Below are 17,580 nucleotides of genomic sequence, written 5' to 3'. Positions count from 1 at the left end.
ACGGACGCTTCCTTCGAGCCGCCTTCCAGCGGGCCCTCCGGGCGCTTCGTTCTTTCGTGTTTCCAGCTTATCAGATGTTTTCCGCTCCGTTTTCCCGGAGTTTCTTTCATCCAATCGGCTTTTGCCTTTCGGCGCTCCCGAACTCTACCAGAGTTTCTCGGGCCGTTTTCCTCGGTCCTTCTCGAATTCGAATTCGAGGGCTTCCTTGGGGCCGTCCCGTGGGGCAACCCGGAGAACATTACGCACCGGGCCGCCCCACGTCAAACCAGCCTCAGGGGGCTCAGACCTCGACGACGACCGGCAGGATCATCGGCCGGCGGCGGTAGTTGTCCGCCACCCACTTGCCGATGGTGCGGCGGACGAGCTGCTGCACCTGGCGGGGTTCGATCACGCCGTCGCTCGCCGAGCGGTCCAGGGCCTCCTGGAGCTTGGCGACGACCGGCCCGAACGCGTTGTCCTCGATGCCGGAGCCGCGGGCCTGGATGGTCGGGCCGCCCACGATCTTGCCGTTGGCCGAGTCGACGGCGACGAAGACCGAGATGAAGCCCTCCTCGCCGAGGATCTTGCGGTCCTTGAGCGAGGCCTCGGTGATGTCGCCCACCGAGGCGCCGTCCACGTAGACGTACCCGGCCTGCACCTTGCCGACGATCCGGGCGACGCCGTTCTCCAGGTCGACGCAGACGCCGTCCTCGGCGATGACCACGCGGTTGCGCGGCACGCCGGTGGCGATGCCCAGGTCGGCGGCCGCCCGCAGGTGGCGCCACTCGCCGTGGACCGGCATCAGGTTGCGCGGCTTGCAGATGTTGAAGAAGTACAGCAGCTCGCCGGCCGAGGCGTGGCCGGAGACGTGCACCTTGGCGTTGCCCTTGTGCACGACCTTGGCGCCCCAGCGGGTCAGGCCGTTGATCACGCGGTAGACGGCGTTCTCGTTGCCCGGGATGAGCGACGAGGCCAGGACGACGGTGTCGCCCTCGACGATGCGGATCTGGTGGTCGCGGTTGGCCATCCGGGACAGCGCGGCCATCGGCTCGCCCTGCGAGCCGGTGCAGATCAGCACGACCTCCTTGTCCGGCAGGTCGTCGAGCTGCTTGACGTCGACGACCATGTTGCCGGGGACCTTGAGGTACCCGAGGTCGCGGGCGATGCCCATGTTGCGGACCATCGAGCGGCCGACGAAGGCCACCTTGCGCTTGTACTCGTGCGCGGCGTCCAGCACCTGCTGGATGCGGTGCACGTGGCTCGCGAAGGAGGCGACGATGATGCGCTTGTCGGCGTTGGCGAAGACGTTGCGCAGGGCGGCCGAGATGTCCCGCTCGTGCGGGATGAAGCCGGGGACCTCGGCGTTGGTGGAGTCCACCAGCAGCAGGTCCATGCCCTCCTCCGCCAGCTTGGCGAAGGTCGGCAGGTCGGTCAGGCGGCCGTCGAGCGGCAGCTGGTCCATCTTGAAGTCGCCGGTGGCGACGACCATGCCGGCCGGGGTGCGCACGGCCACCGCGAGGGCGTCCGGGATGGAGTGGTTGACGGCGATGAACTCGCAGTCGAAGGGGCCGATGCGCTCGCGCTCGCCCTCCTTGACCTCCAGCACGTACGGCCGGATGCGGTGCTCGGCGAGCTTGGCCTCGATCAGGGCGAGGGTGAGCTTGGAGCCGATCAGCGGGATGTCCGGGTTCTCCCGGAGCAGGAAGGGGACGGCGCCGATGTGGTCCTCGTGCCCGTGGGTGAGGACGATGCCGTCGACCTTGTCGAGCCGGTCCCGGATGTAGCTGAAGTCCGGGAGGATCAGGTCCACGCCGGGCTGCTCGTCCTCGGGGAAGAGGACGCCGCAGTCGACGATCAGGATGCGGTCCCCGAATTCGAGGACCGTCATGTTGCGGCCGATCTCGCCGAGGCCGCCGAGCGGAGTGATACGGAGGGCGCCCTCCTTCAGGGCGGGCGGCGCGCCGAGTTCGGGGTGCGGGTGACTCAAAAGACTCTCCTCACGACGCACGCCATATGCCCGGGGTCCTCCCCCGGAGACATATGGCGTGCGTACTCAGTGTCGTGTGTTCCTACTGGGTCTGTGCTCTCGCGCCTTCGGTCCGGTCCAGCGGCGGTCCCGTGAGGGTCCGGCGAGCCGGGGCGCGCACGTCTTTGTCTGTTACAGGTGTACCCCGCCTGCGGCGAGATCCTTCTTCAATTGCGCGATCTCCTCGGGCGTCGCGCCGATCAGCGGCAGCCGCAGCGGGCCGGCGGGCAGGCCCTGGAGGCCCAGCGCGGCCTTGGTGAGGATGACGCCCTGGGTGCGGAAGATACCGCTGAAGACCGGGAGCAGACCCTGGTGGATCGCCGTGGCCTTGGCCACATCGCCGGTCAGGTACGCGTCGATCATCGCACGCAGTTCGCCGGACACCACGTGCCCGACGACGCTCACCACGCCGGCGGCGCCGACCGACAGCAGCGGCAGGTTGAGGATGTCGTCGCCGGAGTACCAGGCGAGGTCCGAGCGGGCGATGGCCCAGGCGGCGGCGCCGAGGTCGCCCTTGGCGTCCTTGTTGGCGACGATCCGCGGGTGCTCGCCGAGGCGCACCAGCGTCTCGTGGCCCAGGGCCACCCCGCTGCGGCCCGGGATGTCGTACAGCATGACCGGCAGCCCGGTGGCGTCGGCGATGTGCACGGTGTGCCGGTACAGGCCCTCCTGCGGGGGCTTGCTGTAGTACGGCGTGACGACGAGCAGGCCGTGCGCTCCGGCCGACTCGGCCTGGCGGGCCAGTTCGGTGCTGTGGTGGGTGTCGTTGGTGCCGACGCCGGCGACGACGTGGGCGCGGTCCCCCACCGCCTCGACCACGGCACGGACGAGCTGGGCCTTCTCGGCGTCGCTGGTGGTCGGGGACTCACCGGTGGTGCCGTTGACGACGAGGCCGTCGTTGCCGGAGTCGACGAGGTGCGTGGCGAGGCGCTGGGCGCCGTCGAGGTCGAGTCCGCCGTCGGCGGTGAACGGGGTGACCATCGCGGTCAGGACCCGGCCGAACGGCGTCTGGGGGGTGGAGGTCGGAGCCATGCGTCCAAAGCTACTCGTAGGCGGTGGGGCGGCTACCACACCGGTCCAGGGTTCGGACAGGTGTCCGGCGGCGCTGGGCGGCCGGAACGGGCGGCGACACGGCGGTGACATGGGATTCCGGTGCTGCGTGCTCGGGGGTTCAGGCAGCACCGGAATCCGTGTTCACGAATGTAGGGAGCGACCAGAAAAGCCGCAATCCAGACATGCCCGACACTCTGCCCATATGCTCATCGCCGCAGGTCAGGGCGCGACCCGGCCGTGCTTCTCGAAGGCCGCATGGGTGAGCGGCATGAGCTGCGCCCACTGCGCCTCCATCCGCTCGGCGACCATCTCGATCTCGCGCTGCGGGAAGGACGGCACGGCCGAGTTCTCCCGCTTGGTGCGCAGCGACAGGAAGTGCATCAGCGAACGGGAGTTGCAGGTCGCGTACATCGAGGAGAACAGGCCGACCGGCAGCACCGCGCGGGCCACCTCGCGGGCCACGCCGGCCGCCAGCATCTCCTGGTAGCGGTCGTAGGCCTCCCGGTAGGCCGCCTCCATCGACTCGGTGACGGTCTTGTGCTGCTCCGGGGTGCCCTCGACGAACTCGTAGCGCCCGGGGCGGCCCTGCTGGACGAGCTTGCGCTCCTCGGCGGGGACGTAGAAGACCGGCTCCAGCTCGCGGTAGCGGCCGGACTCCTCGTTGTAGGACCAGCCGCTGCGGTGGCGGTGGAACTCGCGGAAGACGAAGATCGGCGCGCTGATGAAGAAGGTCATCGAGTTGTGCTCGAACGGCGTGCCGTGCCGGTCGCGCATCAGGAAGTTGATCAGGCCCTTCGACTTCTCCGGGTCCTGCTGGAGCGCCTCCAGGGACTGCTCCCCCGCGGTCGAGACGCGGGCCGCCCAGATGACGTCCGAGTCGGCGGCGGCGCTGCGGACCAGCTCCACCGTGACGTCGCTGCGGAACCGGGGGGCCGTCGTTTCGTCGCTCACGCGTTGCTCCTCACGGGTTCGGTGCTGTCGTGCCGGTCGTGCTGGTGGTGCAGCCGGATGGCGTGCTGCATGGTCTTGCGGGCGCGCGGGGTGTCCCCGGCGTCGGCGTACGCCACCGCCAGCCGGAACCAGACCCGCCAGTCGCCCGGCGCGGCCTCGGCCTCGGCCTGGCGGCGGGCGAACACCGCGTCGGCCGAGGCGCGGTCGATCCGGCCGCCCTTGGTGCGCTCCAGCTCGTCCACCGGCAGGCCGCCCTCGGCCTCCAGCTCGCGGGCGAGCCGCTCGCTGTCCCGGCCGAAGCGGACGGTCTGGCGCAGGAACCAGACGCCGATCACCGGGATGACGAAGGCGCACAGCCCGATGCCGATGCCGAGCGGCTTGCCGGTGGCGACCAGCTGGACGCCCTCGCCGATGCAGATCAGCGCGACCAGCAGCAGCACGCCGGCGAGGACGAAGAAGCCGGTACGCGAGGTCATCGCACACTCCCGGGGGTCGGCACGGTCACAGGTCCAGGAAGTGTTCGAGGCCGAAGGTCAGCCCCGGGTGGTCGGCCACCTGGCGGGCGCCCAGCAGGATGCCCGGCATGAAGCTGCTGTGGTGCAGCGAGTCGTGCCGGATGGTGAGCGTCTCGCCGGTGTCGCCGAACATCACCTGCTGGTGGGCGAGCAGGCCGCGCAGCCGGACGGCGTGCACCGGCACCCCGTCGACGTCGGCGCCGCGCGCGCCGGGCAGGCTGTGGGTGGTCGGGTCCTGCTGCGGCGGGCGGCCGGCCTCGGCGCGGGCGGCGGCGATCAGCTGGGCGGTGCGGGTCGCGGTGCCGCTGGGCGCGTCGGCCTTGCGGTCGTGGTGCAGCTCGACGACCTCGACGGACTCGAAGTAGCGGGCCGCCGTCTGGGCGAACTTCATGCCGAGGATCGCGCCGATGGAGAAGTTCGGCGCGATCAGCAGGCCGAGCTCCGGGGCCTCGGCCAGCCAGCCGCGGACGGTGGCGAGGCGCTCCTCGGTCCAGCCGGTGGTGCCGGTGACCACGTGGATGCCGTGGTGCAGGCAGAAGTCGAGGTTGCCCATCACCGAGTCGGGGTGGGTCAGTTCGACCGCCACCTGGGCTCCCGCCCCGGTCAGCTCCTCCAGCTCGGAGTCGCGCCCGAGCGCGGCCACCAGCTCCAGGTCCGGCGCGGCCTCGACGGCCTTGACGGCCTCGGAGCCGATCCGGCCCTTGGCGCCGATCACGGCGACACGCAGCGTCATAGCGAAGTTCCTCTCACACCAGCCGGTCTCAGACCAGCAGATCGGCGAGCTTGGCGGCCCGCTTGTCGTTGACCGGGCCGATCAGCGCCAGCGACGGCCGGTACGCGCCCAGCACATCACGGGCGACGGCCTGGACGTCGTCCAGGGTCACCGCGGCGATCCGTGCCAGCATGTCGTCCACCGACAGGTGGTGGCCGTAGCTGAGCTCGGCCTTGCCGATCCGGTTCATCAGCGAGCCGGTGTCCTCCATGCCGAGCACGGTGGAGCCGGAGATCTGGCCGATCGCGCGCTGCAGCTCCTCCTCGGTGATGCCCTCGGCGACCACCTTGGCCAGCTCGGCGCGGCAGATCCGCAGCACCTCCTCGACCCGCTTGGGCTGGCAGCCGGCGTAGATGCCGAACAGGCCGCTGTCCGCGTAGGACGAGGAGTAGGAGTACACCGAGTACGCGAGCCCGCGCTTCTCCCGGACCTCCTGGAACAGCCGGGAGCTCATCCCGCCGCCCAGGGCCGCGTTGAGCACGCCCATCGCCCAGCGGCGCTCGTCGTGCCGCGGCACCCCGGGCACGCCCAGCACCAGGTGGGCCTGCTCGGTGGAGCGGTTGAGCACCTCGACCCGGCCGGCCGTGCGCAGCGCCTTGACGCCGCGCCGGGCCTCGGCGGGAGCGGCGGCGGAGGCCGCGAGCACCGGCGCGAAGGCCTCCTCGACCTGCTTGACCACCTTGCGGTGGTCGAGGTTGCCGGCCGCGGCGACGACGAGGTTCTCGGGCCGGTAGCGGCGGCGGTAGAAGCCGGCGACCTGGTCCCGGGTGAGCGTCCTGATCGTCTCCTGGGTGCCGAGGATCGGGCGGCCGAGCGGGCCGCTGCCGAAGATCACCTTGGCGAACAGGTCGTGGACGACGTCGCCCGGGTCGTCCTCGGCCATCGCCATCTCTTCGAGGATGACGCCGCGCTCGGCCTCGACGTCCTCGGCGCGGATGAGCGAGCCGGTGAGCATGTCGCAGACCACGTCGATGGCGAGCGGCAGGTCGGTGTCGAGGACCCGGGCGTAGTAGCAGGTGTTCTCCTTCGCGGTGAAGGCGTTCATCTCGCCGCCGACCGCGTCCAGGGCGGCCGAGATGTCCAGCGCGCTGCGCCGCTCGGTGCCCTTGAAGAGCAGGTGCTCCAGGTAGTGGGTGGCGCCGTTGAGCTGCGGGGTCTCGTCCCGCGAGCCGACGCCGACCCAGATGCCGAAGGTGGCGGAGCGCACCGTCGGCAGGGTCTCGGTGACGACCCGCAGGCCGCCGGGGAGCACGGTGCGGCGCACGGTGCCGGCGCCGTCGGCGCCCTTGAGCAGGGTCCGGGTGGTGCCGGGGCGCTGCTTCGCGGCCGGGGCCTGGGCCACGGGGGGTACCTCCAGAGGAAACGCGCGTTCTGAGGACACGCGTACGAACGCGGGGGGACAACAGGGTGCGGCCCGCACGCCGGGAGGCGTACGGGCCGCAAGGGGTCAGCTAGCGGCGCTTCACTCGGAAGCGGCCTCGCCGGCCTCCTCGCCCTCGATGACCGGGATCAGGGAGAGCTTGCCGCGCGGGTCGATCTCGGCGATCTCGACCTGCACCTTGGCGCCGACGCCGAGCACGTCCTCGACGTTCTCCACGCGCTTGCCACCGGCGAGCTTGCGGATCTGCGAGATGTGCAGCAGGCCGTCCTTGCCCGGCATGAGCGACACGAACGCACCGAAGGTCGTGGTCTTGACCACGGTGCCCAGGTAGCGCTCGCCGACCTCCGGCATGGTCGGGTTGGCGATCTGGTTGATCGTGGTGCGGGCGGCCTCGGCGGCCGGGCCGTCGGCGGCACCGATGTAGATGGTGCCGTCGTCCTCGATCGTGATCTCGGCGCCGGTGTCCTCCTGGATCTGGTTGATCATCTTGCCCTTGGGGCCGATGACCTCGCCGATCTTGTCCACCGGGATCTTGATGGTGATGATGCGCGGCGCGTTCGGGGACATCTCGTCCGGGGAGTCGATGGCCTCGTTCATCACGTCGAGGATGTGCAGGCGGGCGTCGCGGGCCTGCTTCAGGGCGGCGGCCAGGACCGACGCCGGGATGCCGTTCAGCTTGGTGTCGAGCTGGAGGGCGGTGATGAAGTTGCGGGTACCGGCGACCTTGAAGTCCATGTCGCCGTACGCGTCCTCGGCACCGAGGATGTCGGTCAGCGCGACGTAGTGGGTCTCACCGTCGATCTCCTGGGAGATCAGGCCCATGGCGATGCCGGCGACGGCGGCCTTCAGCGGCACACCGGCGTTCAGCAGCGACATGGTGGAGGCGCAGACCGAGCCCATCGAGGTGGAGCCGTTGGAGCCGAGCGCCTCGGAGACCTGGCGGATGGCGTACGGGAACTCCTCGCGGGTGGGGAGCACCGGCAGGATGGCCCGCTCGGCCAGGGCGCCGTGGCCGATCTCGCGGCGCTTGGGCGAGCCCACGCGGCCGGTCTCGCCGACCGAGTACGGCGGGAAGTTGTAGTTGTGCATGTAGCGGCGACGCGTCTCCGGGGAGAGCGTGTCGAGCTGCTGCTCCATGCGGAGCATGTTCAGCGTGGTGACACCCAGGATCTGGGTCTCGCCGCGCTCGAACAGGGCGGAGCCGTGGACGCGCGGGATGGCCTCGACCTCGGCGGCCAGGGTGCGGATGTCGGTGACGCCGCGGCCGTCGATGCGGACCTTGTCCTTGATGACGCGCTCGCGGACGATCTTCTTGGTCAGCGCGTTGTAGGCGGCGCTGATCTCCTTCTCGCGGCCCTCGAACTCGGGGAGCAGCTTCTCGGCGGCGAGCGCCTTGACGCGGTCGAGCTCGTTGTTGCGCTCCTGCTTGCCCGCGATGGTGAGGGCCTGGGCCAGCTCGTCCTTGACGGCGGCGGTCAGCGCGGCGAGCACGTCGTCCTGGTAGTCCAGGAAGACCGGGAACTCGCCGGTGGGCTTGGCGGCCTGGGCGGCCAGCTGGGCCTGGGCGGCGCACAGGACCTTGATGAACGGCTTGGCGGCGTCCAGACCGGAGGCGACGACCTCCTCGGTCGGAGCCTCGGCGCCGCCCTCGACCAGCTTGATGGTCTTGTCGGTGGCCTCGGCCTCGACCATCATGATCGCGACGTCGCCGTCCGGCAGGACGCGACCGGCGACGACCATGTCGAAGACGGCCGACTCCAGCTCGCTGTGGGTCGGGAAGGCCACCCACTGGCCGTTGATCAGCGCGACGCGCACGCCGCCGATGGGGCCGGAGAACGGCAGGCCGGCCAGCTGGGTGGAGGCGGAGGCGGCGTTGATCGCGACCACGTCGTACAGGTGGTCGGGGTTGAGCGCCATCACGGTGACGACGACCTGGACCTCGTTGCGCAGGCCCTTGACGAAGGACGGGCGCAGCGGGCGGTCGATCAGGCGGCAGGTGAGGATCGCGTCCTCGGAGGGCCGGCCCTCGCGACGGAAGAACGAGCCGGGGATGCGGCCCGCGGCGTACATCCGCTCCTCGACGTCCACGGTCAGCGGGAAGAAGTCGAAGTGCTCCTTCGGCTGCTTGGACGCGCTGGTGGCCGACAGCACCATGGTGTCGTCGTCCAGGTAGGCCACGGCGGAGCCGGCGGCCTGACGGGCCAGGCGGCCGGTCTCGAAGCGGATGGTACGGGTGCCGAAGGAGCCGTTGTCGATGACGGCCTCGGCGTAGAACACGTTCTCTTCCACCTGGAAGATCTCCTCTTTCGTACGTCTCCGGGAGAGCGTCCCCGCGTCCTGCCTGCCGGTGGGCCCTGTGCCCTCCTGTCAGGAGGGGCGGCAGTCGGGCCGGTCTTCGATCGAAGCCTCCGGCGGGTCCCGCTCGACTGCGGGGCTTCCGGGGGCCACTACCGAGGACCGGCGCCTCACGGCTGCCGGGCCGCGCGGGCGGTCCGCGTCTGGACGCTCTCTCGGATGCGGGCGGCTTCCGTTTGAAGCCTTCGGCCCGCGGGGGGTTGGGGTCCTTCTGCCTGGATGGCGTCTCGTGCGCCATCACCCGGCATGCCCACAACCCTACGGTGCAATCCTCGGCCACCTGGGGAGGTGCGCGCGAGTTGTTATGTCCGGGCGCCGCGGCCGAACGACCGCGGCATACGCGCGAGGGGCGGCTCCCCGGTGTGGGGAGCCGCCCCGAGCGGCGGTCTTAGCGGGCGCCGCCGGCGGCACCGCGACGGATGCCCAGGCGGTCGACGAGCGTACGGAAGCGCTCGATGTCCTTCTTGGCCAGGTACTGCAGCAGGCGGCGGCGCTGGCCGACCAGGATGAGCAGGCCACGGCGCGAGTGGTGGTCGTGCTTGTGGGTCTTGAGGTGCTCGGTCAGGTCCGAGATGCGGCGGGAGAGCATGGCCACCTGAACCTCGGGGGAGCCGGTGTCGCCCTCCTTCTGGCCGAACTCGGCGATGATCTGCTTCTTGATGTCAGAGGCGAGAGCCACTGCAACTCCTTAACGAGGTGAACCGAGCGGTCCTGGTCTACGGCACAGGACTCATCGAGAACTCGGTGTCGTAACGCGGGCGCCGGCCGCTTCCTCCGCACCCTGGGGGCGGACACACGGCTGCGCTCGAAGGCCAAGCGTACCAGCGCCGCCCACGCGGGCGGCCGGCGGGGCCGGGGCGGGTCAGCCGGTGGCCCCGCGCACCAGGCGGTAGACGTCGAGGACGGCGAGCGCGAGCGGGACGAGGGAGAGCAGGGCGAGGCCGTCGACGAGGTCGAGGACGCGCCCCCAGAAGGGGGAGACGCCGAGCCGGGGCACGACGAGCGCGGTCGCGGTGAGCACGGCGGCGCCGAGGGCGACGGCGGCGGTCAGCCAGACGGTGCGCAGGTCGGCGTCGGCGGGGGCGGCGCCCTCGGCGAACTGCCGGGCGTGCAGCGACAGGCCCGCGATCAGCAGGGCGAGGCCGAGCAGGCCGGCCGAGGTGAGCGCGAGGACCTGGGCGGTGTAGCGGAACAGCCGGGCGCGGAGCAGGACGGCGAGGCCGAGCGCGAGCGCGAGCAGTTCGGGGAAGGCCGCGTCGGTGAAGCCGAGCAGCGCGCAGGCGCCGGCGACGACCGCGGCGCAGCCGCCGACCAGGCCGACGAGGACCTCGTGGCCGCGCCGGGCCTGCCGGGCGATGCGCTCGTACCGGACGGTCTCGGCCCGGTCCTCGTCGTCCGCCTCGCCGCCGCGGGCCTGGCCGGGGGCGGCGTAGCCGACGGGCAGGCGGGCGAAGCGGGCGGCGAGGCCGGGCAGGAAGCCGATGGCGGCGACGGCGGCCACGCCGGTGACGGCGGCGATGCGGTGGGCCGGGGTGCCGGGCAGCAGCACGGCGGCGAAGGCGGCGAGGGCGCCCGCGGCGGCGGCGAGGGCGGCGGCGACGAACACCGCGTCGCGTTCGGGGAGCAGTGCGGCCAGCAGGACGGCGGTGACGAGGACGGCGACGCAGCCGGCCAGGAAGTGCAGCCGGCCGGGGCCGTCCCCGGGCCGGGCGGCGGCGAGCAGGCCGGTCCCGGCGATCAGGGCGTGCGGCAACGCGCCGAGGCCGAGCGCGACCGCCGCCGGGGCGTCCCCGTAGACCCGGGCGCGGACGCCGGCCAGGGCGGTGAGGACGACGGCGGTGACGCCGGCGAGGACGCCGGGCAGGCCGTGCGCGTCGTGGTGCGGGCCGGCGGACCACAGGGCGAGGCCGAGCAGCGCGAGCAGGACGGTGGCGCCGGTGAGGCCGAAGGCCCGGGTGAGTTCGGGGCTCCAGAAGCGGTGGTCGGCCGGGACGGCGCCCGCGATGGCGTCGGCGACGTCGTCGTAGACGGCCGGCGGGAGGGACTCGGCGAACGGACGCAGCGTGAGCAGGTCGCCGTCGCGGACCTGCTGGGCGGCCAGCGACAGGCCGCCGTCGAGGACGGCGCCGTCCCGGCGGACCAGGTGGAAGCCGGTGGGGACGCCGTCGGGCTGGGTGGCGCGGGCCAGGCGCAGGACGTCGGGGTAGAGGTCGGCGAGGGGGAGGTCCTCCGGCAGGGCGACGTCGATCCGGCGGTCCGGGGTGACGACGGTGACCCGGGCGAAACCCGTCGCTACGGCGTTCACGCACCCGCCTCGCTTCGCCCGGCAGGGGCATTCACCCACGTGCACCTGCTCCTGATGAGCTCGCGGGGCTCGCTCATGCGACCACCCCGGTCGTTCCACGCACTGGACGTTCCCCCCTGTCCCGACGCCGGGGCGAACCTACCCGGCGTACACACGAGTTGACGCGGCGCTACCCTACCCGTGCCGAGAGTACGGGTGCGACCGGTACCGTCGGGCGCCCTGACGCCGCGCCCGGCGGACGTGCCGGGCGGCCGCCTCCGGTGTACCGGCGCCTAGGGGTGGGGGGGCACATGGGTGTGATCACGGTGCGGCGTGCGGCCAGGGCTTATCCGCCCCCGGTGCCGGACGAGCCGGTGGAGCTGGTCGCTCCGCCCGAACTGCCGCGCCAGGGCGGCGAGGACTGGGTGTCGAGCGTCCTGCCGATGCTGGGCATGGGCGGCTCTGCGGTGTTCTTCTTCGCGCCGGGCTCCCAGGGGCCGATGCGGATCATGGGCGGGCTGATGATCGCCTCGACGGTCGGCATGGTGCTCGCGCAGATCGTCCGGGCCCGCCGGGGCGGTTCCACCGCGACGTCCGACGCCCGGCGCGACTACCTCAAGTACCTCCAGCAGACGCGGCGCGCGGTGCGCCGCACCGCCGAGCGCCAGCGCGGCGCGCTGCTGTTCCTCAACCCGGCGCCGGACCAGCTGTGGGCGGTCGTCGCGGGCGGGCGCCGGCTGTGGGAACGCCGCTCGGGGGACGCGGACTTCGCGCAGATCCGGGTCGGCCTCGGGCCGGTGCAGCTGTCCACTCCCCTGGTGGCACCGCGGACCGCGCCGGCGGACGAGCTGGAACCGCTGTCGGCGGCGGCCATGAAGTCCTTCCTGAACGCGCACGGCACGCTCCAGGACCTCCCGCTCGCGGTGTCGCTGCGCGCCTTCTACCACGTCACGGTGTGCGGCGACCCGGACTCGGTGTACGGCAGCGTGCGGGCGATGATCGCCCAGCTGACCACCCTGCACTCGCCGGAGGACCTGCTGGTGGCGGTCGCCGCGGCGCCCGGCGCGGCCGGGGAGTGGGAGTGGACGAAGTGGCTCCCGCACAACCAGCACCGCAAGGAGACCGACGGCGCCGGCTCGCGCCGGCTGACCGCCACCGGGCTCGGCGAGCTGGAGCTGCTGCTCCAGGACGAGCTCGCCGGGCGCCAGCGGTTCGACCGGGACGCCGCCGCCCCGCCGGACCAGCCGCACGTCGTCGTCGTGATGGACGGCGCCGGCGTGCCGCACGACTCGCTGCTCGCGAGCCCGGAGGGCGTGCAGGGGGTGACCGTCATCGAGGTCGTCCCGGGCGAGCTCGACGAGCCGAGCGGGCACCTGATGGCGACCGTCCGGCCCACCGCCATCGAGCTGCGCTCGGCCTCCGGGGCCGCCTACACCGGCACGCCCGACCTGCTCTCGGCCCGGCAGGCCGAGGCGCTGGCGCGGCAGTTGGCGCCGTACCGGATGCCGGCCGGCGGCGACGAGGAGCCGCTGCTGTCCGACCTCGACTTCACCGACCTGATGAACTCCGGCGACCCGGGCTCCTTCGACGTCTCCCGGGGCTGGCGCCCGCGCGGCCGGCACGAGCGGATGCGGGTGCCGATCGGCGTCGGCGCGGGCGGCGAGCACGTGTTCCTGGACATCAAGGAGGCCGCGCTGGAGGGCATGGGCCCGCACGGCCTGTGCGTCGGCGCGACGGGCTCGGGCAAGTCGGAGCTGCTGCGCACGCTGGTGCTGGCGCTCGCGATGACGCACTCCTCGGAGGAGCTGAACTTCGTCCTCGCCGACTTCAAGGGCGGCGCGACGTTCGCCGGCATGGCCGAGCTGCCGCACACCTCGGCCGTCATCACCAACCTGGAGGGCGAGCTCACCCTGGTCGACCGCATGCGGGACGCGATCGAGGGCGAGCTGCACCGCCGCCAGGAGCTGCTGCACCGGGCCGGCAACTACGTCAACATCCACGAGTACGAGCGGGCGCGCGCGGCCGGGGCGGCCCTGGACCCGCTGCCCTCGCTGGTGCTGATCATCGACGAGTTCTCCGAACTCCTCACCGCCAAGCCGGACTTCATCGAGATGTTCATCCAGATCGGCCGGATCGGCCGCTCGCTGGGGGTGCACCTGCTGCTGGCCTCGCAGCGTCTGGAGGAGGGCAAGCTGCGCGGCCTGGACACCTACCTCTCCTACCGGATCGGTCTGCGGACCTTCTCCGCGGCCGAGTCGCGGGCGGCGATCGGCGCGCCGGACGCCTACCACCTGCCGCCGGTGCCGGGCGTCGGCTACCTCAAGTTCGGCGAGGACGCGATGGAGCGGTTCAAGGCCGCGTACGTCTCGGGCCCCTACCGGGCGCCGGGGCAGCAGCACGCGGCCGGCGAGCAGCGGGCCGGCACGCGGCCGGTCCTGTTCACCGCGGCCGAGGTGGAGCTGCCGGAGCCCGCCGGGCAGGAGGAGGCGCGGGCCCCCGAGCAGGACGACGCCCTGGCCGACACCGTGCTCGACGTCTTCGTGCGGCGGATGGCCGGCCAGGGCCCGGCCGCGCACCAGGTGTGGCTGCCGCCGCTGGGCGCGGCGCCGGGCCTCGACCGGCTGCTGCCGCCGCTGCAGGCCGTGCCGGAGCGCGGGCTGGGCGCGCCCGGGTACCCGGCGGGCCGGCTGCGGGTGCCGATCGGCGTGGTCGACCGGCCGCGCGAGCAGCGGACGGACGTCCTGGAGCTCGACTTCGCCGGGGCGGCCGGGCACGGCCTGGTGGTCGGCGGCCCGCTCTCGGGCAAGTCGACGGCCGTGCGCACCGCGGTGGCCGCGTTCGCGCTCACCCACACCCCGCTGGAGGTGCAGTTCTACCTGCTGGACCTCGGCGCGGGCGGCTTCCGCGCACTGGCCGGGCTGCCGCACGTCGGCGGGGTGGCCGGGCGGCTCGACGTCGACGAGGTGCGCCGGACGGTCTCCGAGGTGCACGGCGTGCTGAACCGGCGCGAGGAGCTGTTCCGGGCCGCCGGGATCGACACCATCGCGGCCTACCGGGCCCGCCGGGCGGCCGGGCGGCTCCCGGACGAGGCCTTCGGTGACGTGTTCCTCGTGATCGACGGCTGGAACACCTTCAAGCAGGAGTTCGAGGCGCTGGAGCCGGTGATCGCCGACATCGCCCAGCGCGGCCTCGGCTACGGCGTGCACCTCGTCATCACGGCGGCCCGCTACGCGGAGGTGCGCCCGGCGCTCAAGGACCTGCTGCAGAACCGCACCGAGCTCAAGCTCGGCGACCCGATGGAGTCGGAGGTGGACCGCCGGACCGCGCAGAACGTCCCCGCGCTTGCCGGGCGCGGCGTCACCCCGGAACGGCTGCACTTCCTGGCCGGACTGCCCCGGATCGACGGCTCGTCCGCGGTGGACGACCTCCAGGACGGCGTGGCCGCACTCGTCGCCGCCGTCGCCGGCGCCTGGACCGGCCCGCACGCGCCGCGGGTGCGGATGCTGCCGGCCGTCCTCGACGGGTACGGACTGCCGAAGGGCTTCGAGCACCCCGAGCGCGGGGTGGCCTTCGGCGTGGACGAGGCGGAACTGGCGCCGGTCTTCGTCGACTTCGAGACGGACCCGCTGTTCATCGTGTTCGGCGACACCCGGTCCGGGAAGTCCGCGCTGCTGCGGATGCTGGTCAAGCAGATCACCGAGCGGTACACGGCGGAACAGGCCGGCATCGTCGTCGCCGACTACCGGCGCGCGCTGCTGGGGACCGTCCCCCGCGAGTACCAGGTGGAGTACGCGGCGACGCAGCCCGCGCTGACGAAGGTCGTCGACATGCTGCGCGGCGCCTGCTCGCGCCGCCTGCCGGGGCCGGACGTCACCGCCGAGCAGCTGCGCGACCGCAGCTGGTACCGCGGCAAGGACATGTTCGTGATCGTCGACGACTACGACCTCGTCGCGACGGGCTCGGGCAACCCGCTGACGCCGCTGGCCGAGTTCCTGCCGTTCGCCCGGGACATCGGGCTGCGGGTGATCGTGGCGCGCAGCGCGGGCGGCGCGGGCCGGTCACTGTACGAGCCGGTGCTCCAGCGGTTGCGCGAGCTCGGCGGGCAGGGCGTGGTCCTCTCCGGCAACCGGGACGAGGGGGCGCTGCTGGGGACGGTCAAGCCGCAGGCGCTGCCGCCGGGCCGCGGGCTGTACGTGTCGCGGCGGGCGACCGGCGGACAGCTGGTCCAGACGGGGTGGCTGCCCGCCGAGTAGTGACGGACGGTGACCAAAGGGGTCGGGCCCGCTCGGGTCCGGCCCCTCGGCGCACCCCGGCGTCCCAGGTGTTGAAACGTTACCTAGATCTTTCCGGCGCGGGGCTGCGGTTCCCGCACCCCGCGCGGGGCTTGCGGGGCCGCTTCGGGGCGCCTGGGCGTACCGGCATCGGATCGGAGTGCAGCCTTCGAAAGGATGCTTTCAACATCCTGTTTACCTTGGATTCAAGTGCAATGCGGCAGAGGTAACAAGTCGGACAATCCTCGCAATGACCGTACGTGATCATCGGATCGCATGTTTATGCCGTTCCGCGCAACGGATTCCGAAGCAGTTCCGGCGTTGACGCAATCATTACGCCCAAGGTTCCATTGCGGCCCGGGAGCGACCGGACCAAGACCCGAGCAACCAGCCAGCGGAGGCGATACCGCTCCCATCCCAGGACCGCACAGAGCCGATCGGAAGCCACATGACCGACACGCTTCGCCAGCCACTCGACGTAGCCCCCACTACGCACGAGACAGTCGCCCCCCAGCAGCTCAAGCGCTCCATCGGCGTCGTGGGCGGCACGCTGCTCACGCTGTCCTGCGTCACCCCGGCCTCCACGCTCTTCGTGATCGTGCCGGAGCTGTTCTCCAGCATCGGCAGCGCCACCGCCCTCACCATCGCGATCGGCTCGGTGCTCTGCGTCGCCGTCGCGTTCTGCTACTCCGAGCTCGGCACGCTGATCCCCAGCGCCGGCGGCGAGTACGCGATGGTCGGCACGCTGGCCGGACGGCTGGCCGGCTGGCTGGTCTTCATCCAGTCGCTGATCGTGGTGATGATCGTCCCCTCGGTCATCGCGCTCGGCACCGCCGACTACCTGGCGCCCGTCCTGCACGTCGACAAGCCCATCGCGGGCGCCGCGGTCATGCTGGCCGCCACCCTGGCCGGCCTGCTGGACCTGCGCGCCAACGCCTGGATCACCGGCGTCTTCCTGGTGCTGGAGGTCGTCGCAGCCGGCGTCGTGTCGGTGCTCGGCTTCGCCCACACCAACCCGGACCACCCGAGCCTGCTGCACGGCGTGGTCGCCGGGGACAACGGCGCCACCACCACCGTCGGCATCGGCGCCATCATCGGCGCGCTCGGCATCGCCCTCTTCGTCACCCAGGGCTTCTCCACCGCCGTCTACCTCTCCGAGGAGCTGGAGAACCCCCGCCGCACCGTCTCGCGCACCGTGCTCTGGACGCTCGGCCTCTCCAGCGCCATCATCCTGATCCCGGTCGCCGCCATCACCATGGGCGCCCCCGACCTGCAGACCCTGGCCGCCGGCGACATCTCGGGCATGGTCACCGCCTGGAGCAACTCGGCGGTCGGCACCTTCATCAGCCTCTGCATCGCGCTGGCCATCATCAACGCCGGCATCGTCATGGTCATCCAGAACTCCCGCGTGCTGTTCGCCTCCGCCCGCGACAAGGCCTGGCCCGGGCCGGTCAACAAGGCCTTCGGCACCCTCGGGCGCTTCGGCTCCCCGTGGATCGCCACCCTGGCCGTCGGCCTGCCGGGCGCCGCGCTCTGCTTCGTCAAGGGCCAGTTGCTCAGCAACATCACCGGCGTCGCCGTCACCGCGATGTACCTGCTGGTCGCGGTCGCCGCGCTGCTCTCCCGCCGCGGCCACCACAAGCACGCCGCCGCCTGGCGGATGCCGCTGTGGCCGGGCGTCCCGGTGGTCCTGATCGCCGTCCTGGTCTACGTCATGACCCAGCTGGACACCGAGCCCCTGCTCTGGACCGGCGGCATCACCGCCGCCGCGACCCTCTACTGGCTGTTCTACCTGCGCCCCCGGCAGGACTCCCGCTGGGTGATCAGCCTCCCCGAGGACCAGCAGCAGGCCTGACCCCCACCCCTCCCCCACCGCGCGGGACTCCGAGGGCAACGAGCTCTACCCGATCTCCCAGAAGATCATGACGCAGCGCGACATCCGCGACATCAAGCGCGGCGAGCAGACCAACGCGACGGTGAAGAAGGCGCACGT

General features: G+C 72.1%; 11 protein-coding genes. 2 read left to right on the top strand and 9 right to left on the bottom strand.

Translation table 11 applies throughout. From position 1 onward, the window contains the following. Positions 1-280: 280 nt before the first annotated feature. From ACFXDE_RS33090 to eccD, 9 genes are all read right to left on the bottom strand, one after another. A complete protein-coding gene (locus tag ACFXDE_RS33090; RefSeq protein WP_380444483.1) occupies positions 281-1,966 on the bottom strand; it encodes a ribonuclease J in 1,686 nt (561 codons plus the stop codon). 171 nt (positions 1,967-2,137) lie between these two features. Beyond that, the gene (dapA, locus tag ACFXDE_RS33085) at positions 2,138-3,037 is read right to left on the bottom strand and encodes a 4-hydroxy-tetrahydrodipicolinate synthase (RefSeq protein ID WP_380498226.1); all 900 of its coding nucleotides are present in this window, start codon (positions 3,035-3,037) and stop codon (positions 2,138-2,140) included. A gap of 240 nt (positions 3,038-3,277) precedes the next feature. Next, complete coding sequence (thyX, locus tag ACFXDE_RS33080) at positions 3,278-4,009, bottom strand: FAD-dependent thymidylate synthase (protein WP_380444485.1); 732 nt, start codon at positions 4,007-4,009, stop codon at positions 3,278-3,280. Next, positions 4,006-4,485 carry a hypothetical protein gene (locus ACFXDE_RS33075; RefSeq protein ID WP_380498225.1) on the bottom strand — a complete coding sequence of 160 codons (480 nt, stop codon included), beginning with the start codon at positions 4,483-4,485 and terminating at the stop codon, positions 4,006-4,008. The genes thyX and ACFXDE_RS33075 overlap by 4 nt, the downstream gene beginning before the upstream one ends. A 25-nt stretch (positions 4,486-4,510) precedes the next feature. Then, positions 4,511-5,257 (bottom strand): 4-hydroxy-tetrahydrodipicolinate reductase, encoded by a 747-nt coding sequence (gene dapB, locus ACFXDE_RS33070; RefSeq protein WP_380498224.1) that lies wholly within the window; start codon positions 5,255-5,257, stop codon positions 4,511-4,513. Positions 5,258-5,285: 28 nt separating this feature from the next. Next, the gene (locus ACFXDE_RS33065) at positions 5,286-6,638 is read right to left on the bottom strand and encodes a M16 family metallopeptidase (protein WP_380444488.1); all 1,353 of its coding nucleotides are present in this window, start codon (positions 6,636-6,638) and stop codon (positions 5,286-5,288) included. Positions 6,639-6,758: 120 nt separating this feature from the next. Further along, entirely contained in the window at positions 6,759-8,966 is a 2,208-nt protein-coding gene (locus ACFXDE_RS33060) for a polyribonucleotide nucleotidyltransferase (protein WP_380444489.1), read from the bottom strand. Positions 8,967-9,420: 454 nt separating this feature from the next. Further along, positions 9,421-9,711: a 30S ribosomal protein S15 gene (gene rpsO, locus ACFXDE_RS33055; RefSeq protein WP_030311414.1), complete on the bottom strand. Its 291-nt coding sequence runs from the start codon at positions 9,709-9,711 to the stop codon at positions 9,421-9,423. Between the two features lie 183 nt (positions 9,712-9,894). Then, the gene (gene eccD, locus ACFXDE_RS33050; RefSeq protein WP_380498223.1) at positions 9,895-11,337 is read right to left on the bottom strand and encodes a type VII secretion integral membrane protein EccD; all 1,443 of its coding nucleotides are present in this window, start codon (positions 11,335-11,337) and stop codon (positions 9,895-9,897) included. Between the two features lie 290 nt (positions 11,338-11,627). Here eccD and eccCa point away from each other — a divergent pair, with 290 nt between their 5' ends. Next, complete coding sequence (gene eccCa / locus ACFXDE_RS33045) at positions 11,628-15,569, top strand: type VII secretion protein EccCa (protein ID WP_380498222.1); 3,942 nt, start codon at positions 11,628-11,630, stop codon at positions 15,567-15,569. Between the two features lie 466 nt (positions 15,570-16,035). Continuing rightward, complete coding sequence (locus ACFXDE_RS33040; protein WP_380444492.1) at positions 16,036-17,442, top strand: APC family permease; 1,407 nt, start codon at positions 16,036-16,038, stop codon at positions 17,440-17,442. The last annotated feature ends 138 nt before the right edge of the window (positions 17,443-17,580 follow it).

Source organism: Kitasatospora sp. NPDC059408, assembly GCF_042751525.1.
Taxonomy (GTDB): Bacteria; Actinomycetota; Actinomycetes; order Streptomycetales; family Streptomycetaceae; genus Kitasatospora.
Note: the sequence above shows the minus strand (reverse complement) of the source record. Positions and strands in the feature narration are given on the sequence as shown.